The 14,953-nt window shown below is 68.6% G+C and carries 10 protein-coding genes and 1 tRNA gene; 5 read left to right on the plus strand and 6 right to left on the minus strand.

Annotated features, from left to right (window positions below):
* Positions 1 to 516: 516 nt before the first annotated feature.
* Positions 517 to 1,095: a GtrA family protein gene (locus ACOJUF_RS04920; protein WP_420120748.1), complete on the plus strand. Its 579-nt coding sequence runs from the start codon at positions 517 to 519 to the stop codon at positions 1,093 to 1,095.
* Positions 1,096 to 1,143: 48 nt separating this feature from the next.
* Here ACOJUF_RS04920 and ACOJUF_RS04925 read toward each other — a convergent pair whose 3' ends face one another.
* From ACOJUF_RS04925 to ACOJUF_RS04940, 4 genes are all read right to left on the minus strand, one after another.
* On the minus strand, positions 1,144 to 2,628 hold the full coding sequence (locus ACOJUF_RS04925) for a lipopolysaccharide biosynthesis protein (RefSeq protein WP_420120749.1): 1,485 nt from the start codon (positions 2,626 to 2,628) through the stop codon (positions 1,144 to 1,146).
* Between the two features lie 81 nt (positions 2,629 to 2,709).
* The gene (locus tag ACOJUF_RS04930) at positions 2,710 to 3,480 is read right to left on the minus strand and encodes a class I SAM-dependent methyltransferase (RefSeq protein ID WP_420120750.1); all 771 of its coding nucleotides are present in this window, start codon (positions 3,478 to 3,480) and stop codon (positions 2,710 to 2,712) included.
* Positions 3,481 to 3,594: 114 nt separating this feature from the next.
* Complete coding sequence (locus ACOJUF_RS04935) at positions 3,595 to 5,241, minus strand: hypothetical protein (protein ID WP_420120751.1); 1,647 nt, start codon at positions 5,239 to 5,241, stop codon at positions 3,595 to 3,597.
* A gap of 26 nt (positions 5,242 to 5,267) precedes the next feature.
* Positions 5,268 to 5,675 (minus strand): hypothetical protein, encoded by a 408-nt coding sequence (locus tag ACOJUF_RS04940; protein ID WP_420120752.1) that lies wholly within the window; start codon positions 5,673 to 5,675, stop codon positions 5,268 to 5,270.
* Between the two features lie 1,766 nt (positions 5,676 to 7,441).
* Here ACOJUF_RS04940 and ACOJUF_RS04945 point away from each other — a divergent pair.
* A complete protein-coding gene (locus tag ACOJUF_RS04945) occupies positions 7,442 to 8,842 on the plus strand; it encodes a metallophosphoesterase (protein ID WP_420120753.1) in 1,401 nt (466 codons plus the stop codon).
* A gap of 32 nt (positions 8,843 to 8,874) precedes the next feature.
* Here ACOJUF_RS04945 and ACOJUF_RS04950 read toward each other — a convergent pair whose 3' ends face one another.
* Both ACOJUF_RS04950 and mfd read right to left on the minus strand, forming a co-directional pair.
* Positions 8,875 to 9,987, minus strand: a complete 1,113-nt coding sequence (locus tag ACOJUF_RS04950) for an LCP family protein (RefSeq protein WP_420120754.1) — start codon at positions 9,985 to 9,987, stop codon at positions 8,875 to 8,877.
* Positions 9,988 to 10,128: 141 nt separating this feature from the next.
* Positions 10,129 to 13,719 carry a transcription-repair coupling factor gene (mfd, locus tag ACOJUF_RS04955; protein ID WP_420120755.1) on the minus strand — a complete coding sequence of 1,197 codons (3,591 nt, stop codon included), beginning with the start codon at positions 13,717 to 13,719 and terminating at the stop codon, positions 10,129 to 10,131.
* Positions 13,720 to 13,901: 182 nt separating this feature from the next.
* On the opposite strand from mfd, the gene ACOJUF_RS04960 reads away from it, so the two are divergent.
* The 3 genes from ACOJUF_RS04960 (at position 13,902) to ACOJUF_RS04970 (ending at position 14,694) form a co-directional block, all read left to right on the plus strand.
* Positions 13,902 to 14,150 carry a type II toxin-antitoxin system VapB family antitoxin gene (locus tag ACOJUF_RS04960; protein ID WP_420120756.1) on the plus strand — a complete coding sequence of 83 codons (249 nt, stop codon included), beginning with the start codon at positions 13,902 to 13,904 and terminating at the stop codon, positions 14,148 to 14,150.
* 1 nt (position 14,151) lies between these two features.
* Complete coding sequence (locus ACOJUF_RS04965; RefSeq protein ID WP_420120757.1) at positions 14,152 to 14,547, plus strand: PIN domain-containing protein; 396 nt, start codon at positions 14,152 to 14,154, stop codon at positions 14,545 to 14,547.
* A gap of 76 nt (positions 14,548 to 14,623) precedes the next feature.
* Positions 14,624 to 14,694: transfer RNA gene (locus tag ACOJUF_RS04970), tRNA-Gln, on the plus strand.
* Positions 14,695 to 14,953 lie beyond the last annotated feature (259 nt).

Consider the following 14,953-nt stretch of genomic DNA (forward strand, 5'->3'; position numbering starts at 1 on the left):
TCGGTGTCACATTCCGCATGAATCCGGCGGCCGCAATGTATCGACCCAACCTCCGGTTGACCCACCGAGAATAGGGTGGAGCGCCGCGCCCGGGCTTTTGCGCCACCTGCAGCCTGTTCACGGTCGCGCGGAACCGACCGGCCTGATCGCGCCCCACGTCGGCACTCCCCATCACCTGTTCTCGGCCCCTCACCTGGCTCGTGCCTTTACCGGCGAAGACAACTCCGCCCGCAGTATTGTAGGCGACGGCCGGCGGCCTCGGGGCGAAGGCGGACGTTGCTCCACGCGAGTGCGGCGGCCCTGCCCGGAAGCCATGCCGGCCGCCCCGAAGACACCGACATTGTTCCCGAATGAGGGAGTCGCACGCGCCATGAGCTGTCACATCGACAGGTCTTGCCTCTTTGGTGGGCATGGTCGCCACGTTCGGTCGATAAATTGACCTCAAAGGGGCAGTCTCGCTTACTCGGTGTAGTATCGTCGGTAAACATTCGGCGACAGGGTGGGGTTCGCTCTTCGATGAATACACTCAAGCGCATTGCCAAATTCGGAGCAGTGGGTGGCATCGCGTTCATTGTCGATGTTGCCGTATTCAACCTGCTCTGCCACGTCGGAAGCGATCCGTTGCTCCAGGACGATCCCTTTTTGGCGAAGGCGATCAGCACACTCATCGCAATCTTCCTGACCTGGCTCGGCAACCGGCTATGGACGTTCCGGGGGCGGGGCCGGACCGAAAGGGCTCGTGAATTCGCCGTCTACTTCGTCCTTTCTCTTGTCGGCCTGGGGATTTCCTTACTGTGCCTGTGGGTCTCGCGATCGATCCTCGGTCTTGACTCGCCCTGGGCCGACAATGTCGCCGCCAATGTGATCGGCCTCGTCGCAGGCTCGGCCTTCAAATTCTGGTCGTACCAGTCCTTCGTCTTCACTGCGCGGGAGGGACGACGCCGTTTGGACGAGGATGTCAGCGCACAGCGGGCGGTTCAGCGCGATGCCCGCCCGGATGCGCCGCCATCCACGCTCGGCGCCACGTCCCACATCCGGCCGACCCGGCGACCGGCTGTGGTCAGCGAGGCTGCTCCCGAAGCCACCTCCTCCTAGCTATCGCTAGATTCTGCTTCCGGCGGGTGATAGCAACCGGGGCCTCGATCAGCGACGACGGCTACGTGTGCCAACGGCCCGACGGAGGAACGCGAAGAGAATTCGGACGTCGCCCCGCACCGTCCGACTGAACAGCATCATCAGGCCCAGGCAGGTCAACGCCGCTCCGGTCCCGATCAGGAGTTGCAGGACCGGAGCCACGGCGATCAAGGTGGCCGCCCAAGCGACGATTCCGGCCGGAGCGCTGACCAGGAGTACCGGTCGGGCCGCGCCGCGCATGAGGGCCCAGCCGTCGACTCCGGTCGAGCGACCGGCATGCCAGGTCGAGACGACCCAGAACATGAGATAACCGAGGCTGTGACCGGCCGCGACCCCGACAGGGCCCCACGGAAGACCGGCAAGCATCATGCCGATCATGATGGGCCGCGTGACCAGGATCATCCGGAGTTGAGCGCCGGTCTGTGCGCGAGCCAAATAGGTCCAGAAGGCGATCTGCTGGATCGAGCGGAAGATCCCGCCGAGGGCCAGAATGGCGAAGATCGGGGCAACCGGCAACCAATCCTGGCCGAACAGGACCAGGACGAGCGGTTCGGAAAGCCCGGCACAGACGGTGAAGACCGTGGCGGTCAAGTAGCAGGCGAGCAACTGCCCGCGCCTAAGGTAGTGGACGAAGCGCTCGTCGTCGTCCTGGACCCGCGACAGGACGGGAAGGGCTACCCCGGTCATCGGAGCGTTGATCTGATTCAAGGGGGCCATCAACAGCTGGTAGGCGCGGCTGTAGTAGCCCAGCGGCGTCGGGCCGAACACGATCCCCAGGGAAATGTTGTCGACGTTCTTCGTCAGGTAGGTCAGGGCCTGCGTGGCAAAGAGATTCCCGCCGAACCGCAGGAAGCGCCGAACGGAGACGTGCCGTTGGGGCCAACCAGGGATCCAGCGGGTCGAGGCCACGTTGACCATGAGCGCGACCAAGGCAGCAGTCAGCTGCTGCCCGACGATGGCCCACACCCCGGCGCCGTTGGCGGCCAGCACGATTGCGACCGCCAGGCCAAGCACCTGGGAGGCGACGTCGGAGAGCGCCAGGCTCGCGTAGCGCATCGACCGAGTCAGATCGGCCCTGAACTGCGTGTTCGTCCCGCTGATCAGGAACACCCAGGCGAGGGCGAGGGTGACCGGCGCCAACTCGGTCCTGCCGTCGTACATCAACACGATGAGTGGGGCCGCCGCCGAGACCAGAACGGTGCAGAGCAGACCGAATCCGACGTTGACCCAGAATAGATTGGTGCGTTCGCCGGCGCTCACAGTCTTCGCCTGAACGACGGCGGACGACAACCCGAACTCCCGTAGCAGGTCGGCGATCCCGATGACCGAGATGACCATGGCCGCCAAGCCGAAGTCCTCTGGTGACAGTAGGCGGGCCAGCACGACGAGCGAGCCGAACTGGACCAGGACTTTAACCGCCTGGGTCGCCAAGACAATGCCGGACCCGCGAGCGGCCCGGTCACCCAGGCTCGTGCGGGCATCGGTACCGGTCATCAGAATCTCATTCTCGCGGCCGGGCCGAGCCGGCCACCACACCGATAAGGGCGGCAATCGACGAGGCGCCCTGCACCCTGGTCACACGGTACAGACGAAAAGTTCTTCGCGCGGATTGGTCCCGTACTCCTCGTACTTGCTCGCTACGTCGACACGCTTCACCGTGAACCCGCCGGCGGCCAATCGATCGACGTAGTCCTGGCCATAGATGCGCACATGATCGAACTGGCCGAACACCTGCTCGCGAGCCTTTGGGTCCGTGACGCTGAAGTCCTCCAACGTGTCCTGAGTGTTGGCCGAGATCGGCACTTGGAGGATGGCAGTCCCTCCCGGGCGCAGCACCCGGGCGAGTTCGCGGATGGCCCGACTGTCGTCGGGGATGTGCTCCAATACGTGGCTGCAGAGGATGAGATCGAAACTGTCCGCCGCAAACGGGATGTTCGTAGCATCGATGTCGAGCACGTCATCGGGGTAGCTGTAGCCCTCGGCGTGGAGGTCACCCATGATGTACTCGGTGAATCCGACCTTGCGCAGGGCTCGAGCCAGCCGTGGTTCCGGCGCGATATGCAACACCCTGGTCGCCTCGGGGTGGTCCAGGAGGCGCAGATCATTCCTGAGGTACAGAAAGATCAGCCGCTCGCGGTCCGCGCTCCCGCATTGGAAGCAGCGTGAAGGGCGCACACCGCCACCGACGACGTCACGCTGCTTGAGCACGTCGAAGTCGTGCCCGTGAGGGCGCAACGCCCGGGCCTTGAAGCCGCAGAAGGGGCACTCGTACTTTGTCCCCTGGTAGGCCAACAGCTTGGCCCTGCGCTTGACGCTCGAGGGCACCATGCCCTTCAATCCACTCAACGGTGTCGTCCTTCCCCCGGCTCGCCGACGCAGGGCAAGTATGCCGGGCGCCGTTCGCCGGCGGCAACCACGGCGCCGCCACCCGCTGGGCTGCGGGTGGCGGTGATCCCGAGTTCATTTCACTGTGACAGTGTTGCTGGTCGGACTCCACAGCGTGTTGCCGAAGAAGTCTCGAATGCGCACCTGATAAGTGTGCGTGGATGCACTGCGAAGGCCCGAATCGGTGAAGGATCTCGTTGGGAGGGTCCAGAAGTTGGTGTTGATCTTGGTCGAATGGACCGGCGTCACCCTGTCCGCATCCCGGAAGACTTCGTACGTCAGGTTCTCGTTGTCGTAGTCCCACGCAGTTCCGAAGGTGACGGTCACGCTTCCGGTCGACGCAGATGTGGCCGTGGTCGCCGGAACCGCGCGCGGCGGATTCGTCGTGTAAGTCGGCCCGCGCTTATTCGGTGCCAGGGTTGAGACGGCCATCCGGACCAGCCCCTGCTGCGGGGTGCCGTTGACCCGGGGGAACTCACCGCCCAGGACCACGTAGCTGCCGTTTCCCACGACAGACCACGCGGCCTGCGACTGACCGGTGTGGGTGCCGGCGTCGAGTTGCGGGAACCATTGCAGGACGGCGGAGGCGGGCACTCCGTTGAAGTTCCACCCGTAGTTGTCCGGGCCGACGTTGGTCGTGGTCGCGGTCGTCGTCTGGGCGAGGGCCCGCTGCCAGCGTACGCGCGGGCTGGTATCAGGGAAGCTGCGGACCCAGCGGCAGTCGTGCGCATGGCCGACGCTGTACATCACCGGGCCGATCGGGGCGACGTCATAGGTATCCCCATGGCAGTCGTTGAGCACCGTGATGCTCCCGTCTCCGGGGGTGGCCGCGAAGGTTCCCTCGAAACTGGATCCTGAGCCGTAGGCATAGCCGGTTCCGTAGATCAAGGTGCCATCGGTCCGCAGGGACGTGATGGCACCGGTTGTCGTGGCATCCTTGATCGTCCGATTGGCCGCCCAGGGCAACACGTCACCAGCGGCGGTCGCGGATCCCGATGCTCGCAAAGATCCCATGCCGTACGCATACTGGCCGTTCAGAGTCGTGAAGGCGCCGCCGACGATCACTCGGCTCTGGTCCGGCGCGACTACCATCGACCACACCGACCCGTCGTCCGCCTTGGGGGCCCACGCCTGAAGCGCGCCGTTCGCCCCGACGGCCGCGAGGTTCTTCCGGCTCTGACCGCTGACCGCGCTGAAGCCACCTCCCAGATAGACGACGGAATTCGTCGCGCTCACCGCCCGCACGGAGCCGGAAGCATTCGGGGTGAACCCGGACTTCAACGTCCCGGAGGCGGTGTCGAAGGCAGCGATGTGACCACGGGCGGCCCCGTCGACACTGGTGAAGCTGCCGCCGACATAGATTGTTGTGCCGTCGGGTGATGCCGTGATCGACCGGCCCTGCGCGTTCAACGAGTGGTTGAAGGCGCTGACCCGATTGCCGGTACTGATGTCGAAGGCGAAGATGTTGTTGGCGGTCACCTCGCCGGATCCGCCGGCGGGAACTCCCGGTGGGCGGGCTTTGGTGAATTCACCGGTCACGTACACGGTGGTGCCGACGATGACCTGGCTCCAGACGACCCCGTTGATCTGCCACGTGGGCAGGGCGTCCGCACTCACGGTGATCGGCACGCCGGCCGCCGGTGCGGTATCCGCGATGGCGTCGGTGGCACTCGCCGATGCACCTACGGCGACCAGGAGCGCGACGGCCGAGCCGACCGCCAACCACCGGGGCTGGTGGTGCCATGCCCTCATCGCGAACCCCCGAAGATCGCCGGATCATGGGCCGCGTCCAGGTCGACCTGCAGGGTGGCGCCCGCCCTGTTCTTTGGCGGAATCGCGAAGGCGTACGTCGCCGAGACCGAGGCGCCTGGCGCGGCGGCCCCGAAAAAGTCGGCCGCCTCCGGACCCTCGTAGACCGGCGGCGCGACCAGAGCTGGGTATCCGTAGGTGGCCGTGACCACCACCTCATTCAGGTCGATCGGGGTGGTCGACCGGTTGACCACGGTCAGCGTGACAGCGACGTATGTGCGGCCGCCGTAAGACCCGGGCCCGTGGCCGGACTCGACCCTGTTCCGGATTTGATCGATCCGGACGACGACTCCGTCGGGATAGGACACGGAAGCAAGCAACTCCATCTTCCCGCGCGTGAGCGCCATCGACCTGACCGCGGGACCCGGATCCCGCCGAGTCACCGGTGCCGTGGCGGTTGCCGCATCGGGCGCGGCTGGAGGCTCATCCTGAGCGAAGACAACCGACCTCTCTACTGGCAGTACCCCTGCACCGACATCAGATGCGGAGTCCGTCACGGATGTCGGCACGGCACACCCGACGCAGACGGTCACCAGGACAAAGCACGACGTGATCACGCGTCCGCGCCGTTCCCGCGATGGCGACGCATCGGAATGCCGAGCACCGCCGCGGTGCCGCTCAACCGAACGAAACATCTGACCCCCTGCCATCAAGCCCGTCGGGTCATTCGGCCCATAATTGACAGTGTTCCACCTCCCAATCTGATCAAACAGAAATCTTTGCGTGAACAACTGGTCACACCCGGTGCCCGTCCCCCCGCGTCCATGCTCAGTGATCGAAGATGAGCAGGCACCGGCACGGACTGCTTGAATCAAACGGTTCGCGATTCATCTACCAGAGCTTTGGTCCCGGTGAGGGCAGAGTGCACCTGATGCGCGCCAGAACGTGCCTTTGTGTGGAAGCAGGGCGTTGCCATCACCCCCCGGAGCAGCGGTTTCACCGGCCGCCGATGTGCCATCACACCTCATTTCCTTCCGCCAACGCCGTCAACGGCTCAGCACCCATACAAATTACTTCAGCGCCCATCGGCTTGCCAACGATTCGCCGAAGTATCCGGATCTTCCGCCGCCGTCGTCGAAATCGAATCTGCCGGCGAAAATTCGAACCCCCCAGGCATGCCAACCGCGACTATTGGCCGCGACGGCCTGCTCTCACCATTCTCGGAGCTCGAACCAAGGAGCCGCGCATTGGACCGTCCGCGATCGATCATCGTTGGTGATATCGCATTCGCGAATTTGGTGCGCATACATCAATTGGGTGATACCGAATAGGGGTTCAGGGCTCGATATCGATTCTCGGCAGGACTTACGACTCGACGTCGTACTCCTATCAGCGCCTGTATCCTCGCATCCGAGCGCCAACCAAAGACCAGCGGTAGCGGTCCTGGGGGCAAGGACGTGAGCCGAGGGCCATCCTGCGCGCGCCCGTACCGGTCAGGCGTCCGCCAACCCGAACGCCCAGCGAACCGCCCCATTGCCAAGGACACCCCGGCCCCGAGCCCGGACATGCGCCCGACGTACGGATACGCGGCGAAAGCGCGTTCCGTCTGCTGGCCGACTTTCGGGCGTACCCGAAGAGTTCACGCCTGGTGAGGGCGCAGCATGCGACAGGCCCAGGCGGCGCGCCGACTTCCGAACCTCACCAGGCGTCCTGGACGATGGCGTACCGATCCTGACAAGAGACGGCCGACTTGTTGCTAACCCTGTCCCCTGCCCTCACTCATCGGCCACGGCGAGACCGCGTCGACGAGGACAGCCCGCGGCACCTAAGTGAACTCAGACATCTCAGGCGGTGCGAATGGGTGAATCTTGAACGGATCGTGGCGCAGTCTGGAAGTGGCCGATCTCGCAGTTGCGGCCTGTGCCCTCATTACCTGTTGACCCTCAGGCGGTCCTGGGTCCATGGGCGCAACCCAGTCACTGCTGTTCAGTAGCCTCCCGACGGTCTGAAATAGTTACATCGACCGGCCGAACACGGCATGATGTCCGCAGTCAGGCATGTGGGGATCGTAACCGTAGGCCAACATTGCATCCCCCGACCGGGTCAGCGCCATGTTCGCGCTTGCCCCAATTGCGTGGGATTCACTTGGCCGGCTTCAGTCTAAGGTTGCAGCATGAGACTGGTTGGAATTGCCGTGACGCTGCTGGTCGCGTCCGTCACCCTGTCAACTTCGTTCTTCGCGCCCCCTGTGCCAGCATCGACTAAGGCGACCACTGGAGCAGCGGACGGCCGGCAGTTCACTATTGCGATCATCCCCGATACCCAGAACGAAGTGACCCGAGAGTCGGACGATCGGTTTTCCGATAGAACCAGCTGGCTGCGGGACAACCGGTCGAGCCTGAATCTGAAATATGTCCTTCACACGGGCGACATGATGAACTGGGACACGCCGGATCACGCCCAGTACGCCAAGGGCAGCGCGGCCATGGCCGTGCTCGACGACGCCTCCATCCCGTGGGCGGGAGCGATCGGCAACCACGACACCGGCGCCACCTGCACCGGCGGCTCGGCCTGCCCGGGCAAGTCCGCCCGGGTCACCGTCCGGGACACCTGGACCTACAACGCGTACTTCCCGGTCTCCCGCTTCCCGGGGATCGAGGGTCTGTTCGAGCCGGGCAAGGTCGACAACGCCTGGTCCACCTTCTCGGCCGGCGGGGCCGACTGGCTGGTGCTGACCCTGGAACTGTGGCCGCGCCCGCAGGTGGTCGACTGGGCCGCCCAGGTCGTCAAGGACCACCCCGACGACAACGTCATCGTCGTCACGCACTCGTACCTCAACCAGGACGCGATCATCGACGGCAGCAACGGCGGCTACGGCGCCACCAGCCCCCAGTACCTGTACAGCAAGGTCGTGGCGCCGAATCCGAACGTCAAGCTGGTCTTCTCCGGCCACGTCGGCATCGCCGGCAGCCGGGTGGACACCCGCGCCGACTCGACCCGGGTGGCCTCGTTCCTCGGCACGTTCCATTCCAACACGACGAACCCGACGCAGCTGATCACCATCGATCCGGCCGCCGACACCGTCAGCACCCGCTTCTACGCCCCCGCGAACGGGCAGACCTGGCCGCAGTACGAGACCACCGTCACGGACATGCAGTGGATCCGCCCGGGGGTGCCCCGACCGCGCACCGTCGGCATCCGCGCCATTGCCAACGACCAGATCGTCACGGCCGAACTGGCCGGCGCCTACCCACTGATCGCCAACCGGCCGGCCATCGGGCCGTGGGAGACGTTCACCCTGCGCCGGCTGGACGGCGGCAACGACGTCGCGCTGTTCTCCGCCGCGAACCAGCAGTTCGTCTGCGCCGACGGGTCCGGCTCGCTCCCGCTCATCGCCAACCGTCCCTCCGTCGGGCCGTGGGAGACCTTCGACCTGATCGACAACGGTGACGGGACGGTCAGTTTCCGCTCGCACGCGAACGGGCTGTTCGTGACCGCGGAGTCGGCCGGTCGCGATCCGCTGGTCGCCAACCGGACCGCCGTCGGCCCGTGGGAGAAGTTCGTCCTGTCCTGAGCGGACCGGCGCCGGTGGGTTGACGCGAGGTCTCAGCCGCCGGTCGCCGGCGGGGCGACGTCGGCGATCAGCGCGTCGGTGAACGCGGCCGTGGCCGCGGTGGACCGGCGCCCGGCCCCGGACGGGTCGACCTCGGACGGCAGGGAGTACTCCTCGACCGCCCCGCGGCCGCCCCTGACGGACAGGGCCAGTTCGGCCAGTTCGTCGACCGACACGTTGGCGGTGGTCGCGTGCGCGACGACCGCCTGCAGCGTGTTGTTCAACGCCACGGGGTCGGTCAGGGACTCCCGGCTGGTCAGCTGCGCGAGCATGGCCGCCACCAACGCGCGCTGCCGGGCCAGGGCATCGGGCCCGCCGGCCGGGCCGCCGGCGTCGAGCACGGCGTCGACCAGCGCCAGGGCCTCGTCGCCGCCGATCGTGCGGGCCGTGCCCCCGGCGGCGACCGGCCGGCCGTCGGCCGCGACCGCGACCGACTCCGGCACGTCGATCCCGCCCATCGCGTCGACGATGTCCTTGAAGCCGGTGCGGTCGATCATGACGAGACGGTCGACGCGCAACCCGGTCGCGGCCTGGACGGCGCGCACGGTGCAGGGCGGGCCGCCGACCGCGTACGCATCACCGATGCGCCACTGGGCGCTGCCACCGCCGGCGGCGTCCGGCCCGCTGGTGCGGGTGGCCGGATCCCAGGTCTGGCACTGCGGCGCCGCGACGAGCAGGTCGTCCGGGATCGACACCAGGTCGATCCGGCTGCGGTCCGCCGACGCGTGGGCCAGCAGCAGGATGCCGGTCTGCTCGGTGCCCGTCCCCGCGCCCTCCGCGCCGGCCGGGCGCGGGGTCACCCCGGCGATCAGGATGTTCTCGGCGGTGCCGGCCGGCGTGGCGGCGTCGGCGGGAGCCTGCGGGGTCCGGATGTTGGGGTCGTCGGGCGCGAGTGCCGCGATCGCGCGCTCCTCCAGCTGGCGGCTGACCCCGTTCCAGACCCACCAGCCGGCCCCGATCGCGGCCAGCACCAGGACCGTGGCGCCCGCGATCAGCAACCGCCCGACGGCGAAGGTGCGCTCGCGGACCCGGGAGTGGCGTCCGTACGGCTGGTGCCGCACCCTGACGGTTCTGGGCCGGCGGACGGGCAGGTCGGATTTGACCATGGTGTTGACCCCACGTGATCAGGCCGACCCCGCCCATCACCCCGTGGAGGGATTCGACACGGCCGAGCGTAGCAGCGATCGCCGGATCGGCGGTTCCGATCACCCAACGCGGTCGCTGTGCGCCCGATCGCGCGACACCCGTCAGGTCCGCGCGGCCACCGGCGCCGGCGCGATGTCCTCCAGCACCCGGGCCAGGTAGCCCAGCAGGTCCCGGTCGCGCACGGCCGCGGCGCCCATCCGGCCGCCCTCGGTGGGTGGCTTGAGCGTGAGCACCGAGGTCGCGGCCCGGTAGCGCGAGCCCGGGTACAGCCGGGCGATGCGCAGCTGGCCGGACTCGGGCAGGGTCACCGGAGCCAGCCGCAGGCCCTGCGGCCCGGAGGTGACCTCGGTGACGCCGGCGATCCGGCACCGCTGGCGGAACTCGGCCACCGCCAGCAGGTTCTCCACCGGCTCGGGGATCGGCCCGTACCGGTCGGTGAGCTCGTCGCGGACGGCGGCCACGTCGGCCGCCGACGTCACCCCGGCAATCCGCCGGTACGCGTCCAGCCGCAGCCGCTCGGCCGGGATGTAGTCGTGCGGGACGTTGGCATCGATCGGCAGGTCGACGCGCACCTCGGCCGGTTCCTCCGGCGCCTCCTCGCCCCCGGCGCTCGCGGCGGCCTTCTTGAACGCGGTCACCGCCTCGCCGACCAGCCGGACGTAGAGGTCGAACCCGACCCCGGCGATGTGACCGCTCTGCTCGGCGCCCAGGATCGATCCGGCGCCGCGGATCTCGAGGTCCTTCATCGCCACCGCCATGCCGGCGCCGAGATCCGAGTTCTGCGCGATGGTCGCCAGCCGGTCGTGCGCGGTCTCGGTCAACGGCTTCTCGGAGGGGTACAGGAAGTACGCGTAACCCCGCTCGCGACCGCGGCCGACCCGGCCCCGCAGCTGGTGCATCTGCGAGAGCCCGAGCACCTCGGCGTGGTCGACGATGAGGGTGTTGGCGTTGGAGATGTCCAGGCCGGTCTCGACGATGGTCGTGCACAGCAGCAGGTCCCATTCGCGGGCCCAGAACCCGTCGATGATCTTCTCCAGCCGGTCCTCGTTCATCTGCCCGTGCGCGACCGCGATGCGCGCCTCGGGCACCGCCTCGCGCAGCCGGCGGGCGACCGAGTCGATGTCGGCGACCCGGTTGTGCACGTAGAAGACCTGGCCCTCGCGCAGCAGCTCGCGCCGGATCGCCGCCGCGACCAGCTTCTCGTCGTAGGCGCCGACGTAGGTCAGGATCGGGTGCCGTTCCTCGGGCGGCGTCGCGATGGTGGACATCTCCCGGATCCCGGCCAGGCTCATCTCCAGGGTCCGCGGGATCGGGGTGGCCGACATCGTCAGCATGTCCACGTGCGCCCGCAGCGCGGTGATGTGCTCCTTGTGCTCGACGCCGAACCGCTGCTCCTCGTCCACCACGACCAGGCCGAGGTCCTTGTACCGGATCGAGGGCTGCAGCAGCCGGTGGGTGCCGATGACGATGTCCACGCTGCCGTCGGCCAGCCCCTTGATCGTCTCCTTGGACTGGCCCTCGTCGGTGAACCGGGACAGCCCGCGCACCGTCACCGGGAACGCGGCCATCCGTTCGGAGAACGTCGACAGGTGCTGCTGCGCCAGCAGGGTGGTCGGCACCAGGACGACGACCTGCTTGCCGTCCTGCACCGCCTTGAACGCGGCGCGGACGGCGATCTCGGTCTTGCCGTAACCGACGTCGCCGGAGATCACCCGGTCCATCGGCACCGGGCGCTCCATGTCCGCCTTGACCTCGTCGATCGCGGCCAGCTGGGCGTGCGTCTCGGTGTACGGGCACGCGTCCTCGAGCTCGCGCTGCCAGGGGGTGTCGGGGCCGAACGCGTGGCCGGGGGCCGAGGCCCGCGCGGCGTAGAGCTGCACCAGCTTGGCCGCGATCTGCCGGACCGCCTTGCGCGCCCGCCCCTTGGTCTTGGCCCAGTCGGCGCCGCCGAGCTTGTTCAGCGTGGGCACCTCGCCGCCGACGTAGCGGGAGAGCTGGTCCAGCGCGTCGGTGGGCACGAAGAGCCGGTCGCCGGGCTGGTTGCGCTTGCTCGGGGCGTACTCGACGACCAGGTACTCGCGGGTCGCCCCGCCCGAGGTGCGCTGCACCATGTCGACGTACTTGCCGATGCCGTGCTGGGAGTGCACGACGTAGTCGCCCGGCTTGAGCGCCAGGGGGTCGACGGCGTTGCGGCGGCGGGCCGGCAGCCGCGCCGCGGCCGCCTCGGGGTTGACGCCGGCGGAGCCGGTCAGGTCGGCCTCGGTCAGCACGGCCAGGCCCGATCCACGGAGCACGAAGCCGTGCTCGAGCCGGCCGCAGGTCACGGTGACGACGTCGGTGCGCGGCGCATCGGACAGGTGCTCGGCGACGACGACCCCCAGATCGGCCTCGGCCAACCGCTCCCCCGCCCGGGCCGCGGTGCCGGCGCCGGCGACGACCAGCACGGTGGAGCCGCCGGCCGCCTGCCGTTCCCGGGCGCCGGCGATCGCGGTGGCCAGCTCGCCCCGGTAGGCCGGGGCGGCGACCACACCCGGCTTGCCGTCGCCGGCCCCGCTCTCGCCCTCGTCCGGGCCGGCAGCGAACGGCGCGATCCGCCAGATCGGCAGCTCGGCGTCGCGGACCACGTCGAGCACGTCGCCCAGGGACCGGTAGGCCGACGAACCGAGGTCGATCGGCGCCCGACCGCCGGTGGCCGCGGCCCTCCAGGACGCGGCCAGGAATTCCTCGCCGGTGCGGACCAGATCGGCGGCCCGGGTGCGGATGCGCTCCGGGTCGGCCAGCACCACGTGGGTGCCGGCGCGGAGCAGGTTCGGCAGCAGCTCGAGTTCGTCACCCACCAGGACGGGGATGAGCGACTCCATGCCCTCGACCGTGATGCCGTTGGCCAGGTTGTCCAGCATCTGGGCCAGCGTCGGGTCGCCGGTCTGCTGCGCCGACAGCTGCTTGGCCCGCTCCCGCACGTCCGCGGTGAGGAGGATCTCCCGGCAGGGCGGCGCGACGAGCTCGCCGACCGCGCCGAGCGAGCGCTGGTCGGTGACCCCGAACGCGCGCAGGTCCGACACCTCGTCACCCCAGAACTCGACCCGCACCGGGTGGTCGGCGGTCGGCGGGAAGATGTCCAGAATGCCGCCGCGGACGGCGATCTCGCCCCGCTTCTCGACCATGTCGACGCGGCCGTAGGCCAGCGCGATCAACCGTTCGACCAGGTCGGTCAGGTCCTCGGACTGCCCGACGCGCAGGGTGATCGGCGCCATCTCGCCCAGGTGCGGCGCCATCGGCTGGATCAGCGACCGGATCGTCGCCACGACCACCGCCGGGTAGCCGGCCGGGTGCTCCTCCGGGTGGGCCAGCCGGCGCAGGGTGGCCAGCCGGCGGCCGACGGTGTCCGCCCGCGGCGAGAGCCGTTCGTGCGGCAGCGTCTCCCAGGACGGGAACAGCGCCACGCGCTCGTCGCCGAGCAGGTCGCCGATCGCGGCCACCGCGGCCTCGGCCTCCCGCCCGGTCGCGGTGACCAGCAGCACCGGAACACCGTCCGCCGGATACCCGGCGGCCAGGGCCGACACCACGAACGGGCGGACCGCCGGCGGTGCGGTGAGCCGGTGGGTGACGGCTCCGGTGGCCTGTTTTACGGCGACGAAGAACGGATCGGCCGCCACCGCCGACAACAATCCCCGCAACGATCCGGATCCCACTGCAGCACTCCTCACCGGTGCGGCCGGTCGATGATGCGCCGGCCACGCCAAAAGCCCCTCGCCGAGGCGACGAGGGGTTCGTCGGCCGAGGGTACTGCAGCGGTGCGTCCGGCTCGATCGCGATGAATTCGTCGCACCCGACCCCCGGCGGCGCCCGCTTATCACGGTAATGTTGGTGCTGGATGTACATCACCACCATCGGAGGCGGCGTGTCCGTGACCCAGATCGACATCGACGACGACGCCCTCACCGAGGTGCTGCGCCGGTCGGGCCTGAAGACGAAGAAGGAGGCGGTCAACGAAGCCCTGCGCGACTACGCAGCCAAGCTGCGGCGGGCGGCCGAGTTCGACGGGTACATCCAACGGGCCCAGGACTGGGACTACGAGGGCTGGAAGGAATTGCGAGGCCGCGACAAATCGGGCCGGTCCTGACGTGTACCTCGTCGATTCGTCGGCATTGTGGCGCATTCAGCGCGACGCCGGGATCCGCGAACGGTGGCGACCGGCCATCGAGGCCGGCGAGGTGGGTTCGTGCGCCCCGCAACGCATCGAACTGCTCCGATCGGCCCGGGGCGTCACCGAGTTCGAGCAGATGAGCCGCGACCTCGCGACGCACTACCCCGACATTCCGGTCCCGAAGAGCATCTGGCGCTGGACGAATGCCGCGCAGCACGCGCTGGCGCGGGCGGGCGCGATCCGCGCGCTGTCGCTGGTCGATCTCCTGATCTGCGGCATCGCCGCCCAGCACGGATTGGTGGTGCTGCACGACGATCGCGACTTCCAGACGGCCGCCGACCACCTCACCGACGTTCGCCAACGCCGCGTCTGACGGTGGTCCCGGCGGTCCGGCCCACGGCCGTCCGACCCGACCGGCACCCGGCCCGTGAGAGACTGACCCCCTGCGATCCGCCGTGGTGTAACGGCAGCACCTTGGATTTTGGTTCCAATGGTCCAGGTTCGAATCCTGGCGGCGGAGCGCCCGCGTGTTCCAGGCCGCGCACCGTCGCGCGGCACCGGTCAGGCGCTCGCCCCGCCCGGACTACCATCGGGGCCGTACCCTCGCCGCTGCGGTGGTACGCCGTCGGAGGCGCCGCCGACCGGGCCGCCGAAGTCCGCGACGCCGTTCGCAGGAGGGATGAGCCGTGCCCCCGAGGCCAGCCGACCCCATCGCCGATCCGTCCCCGCCCGCCGGCCCGGGCATCGCGGCCGTCATCGTGCTGGCCGCCGGCCAGGGC

It is taken from the genome of Nakamurella sp., assembly GCF_048594475.1.
Lineage (GTDB): Bacteria > Actinomycetota > Actinomycetes > Mycobacteriales > Nakamurellaceae > Nakamurella.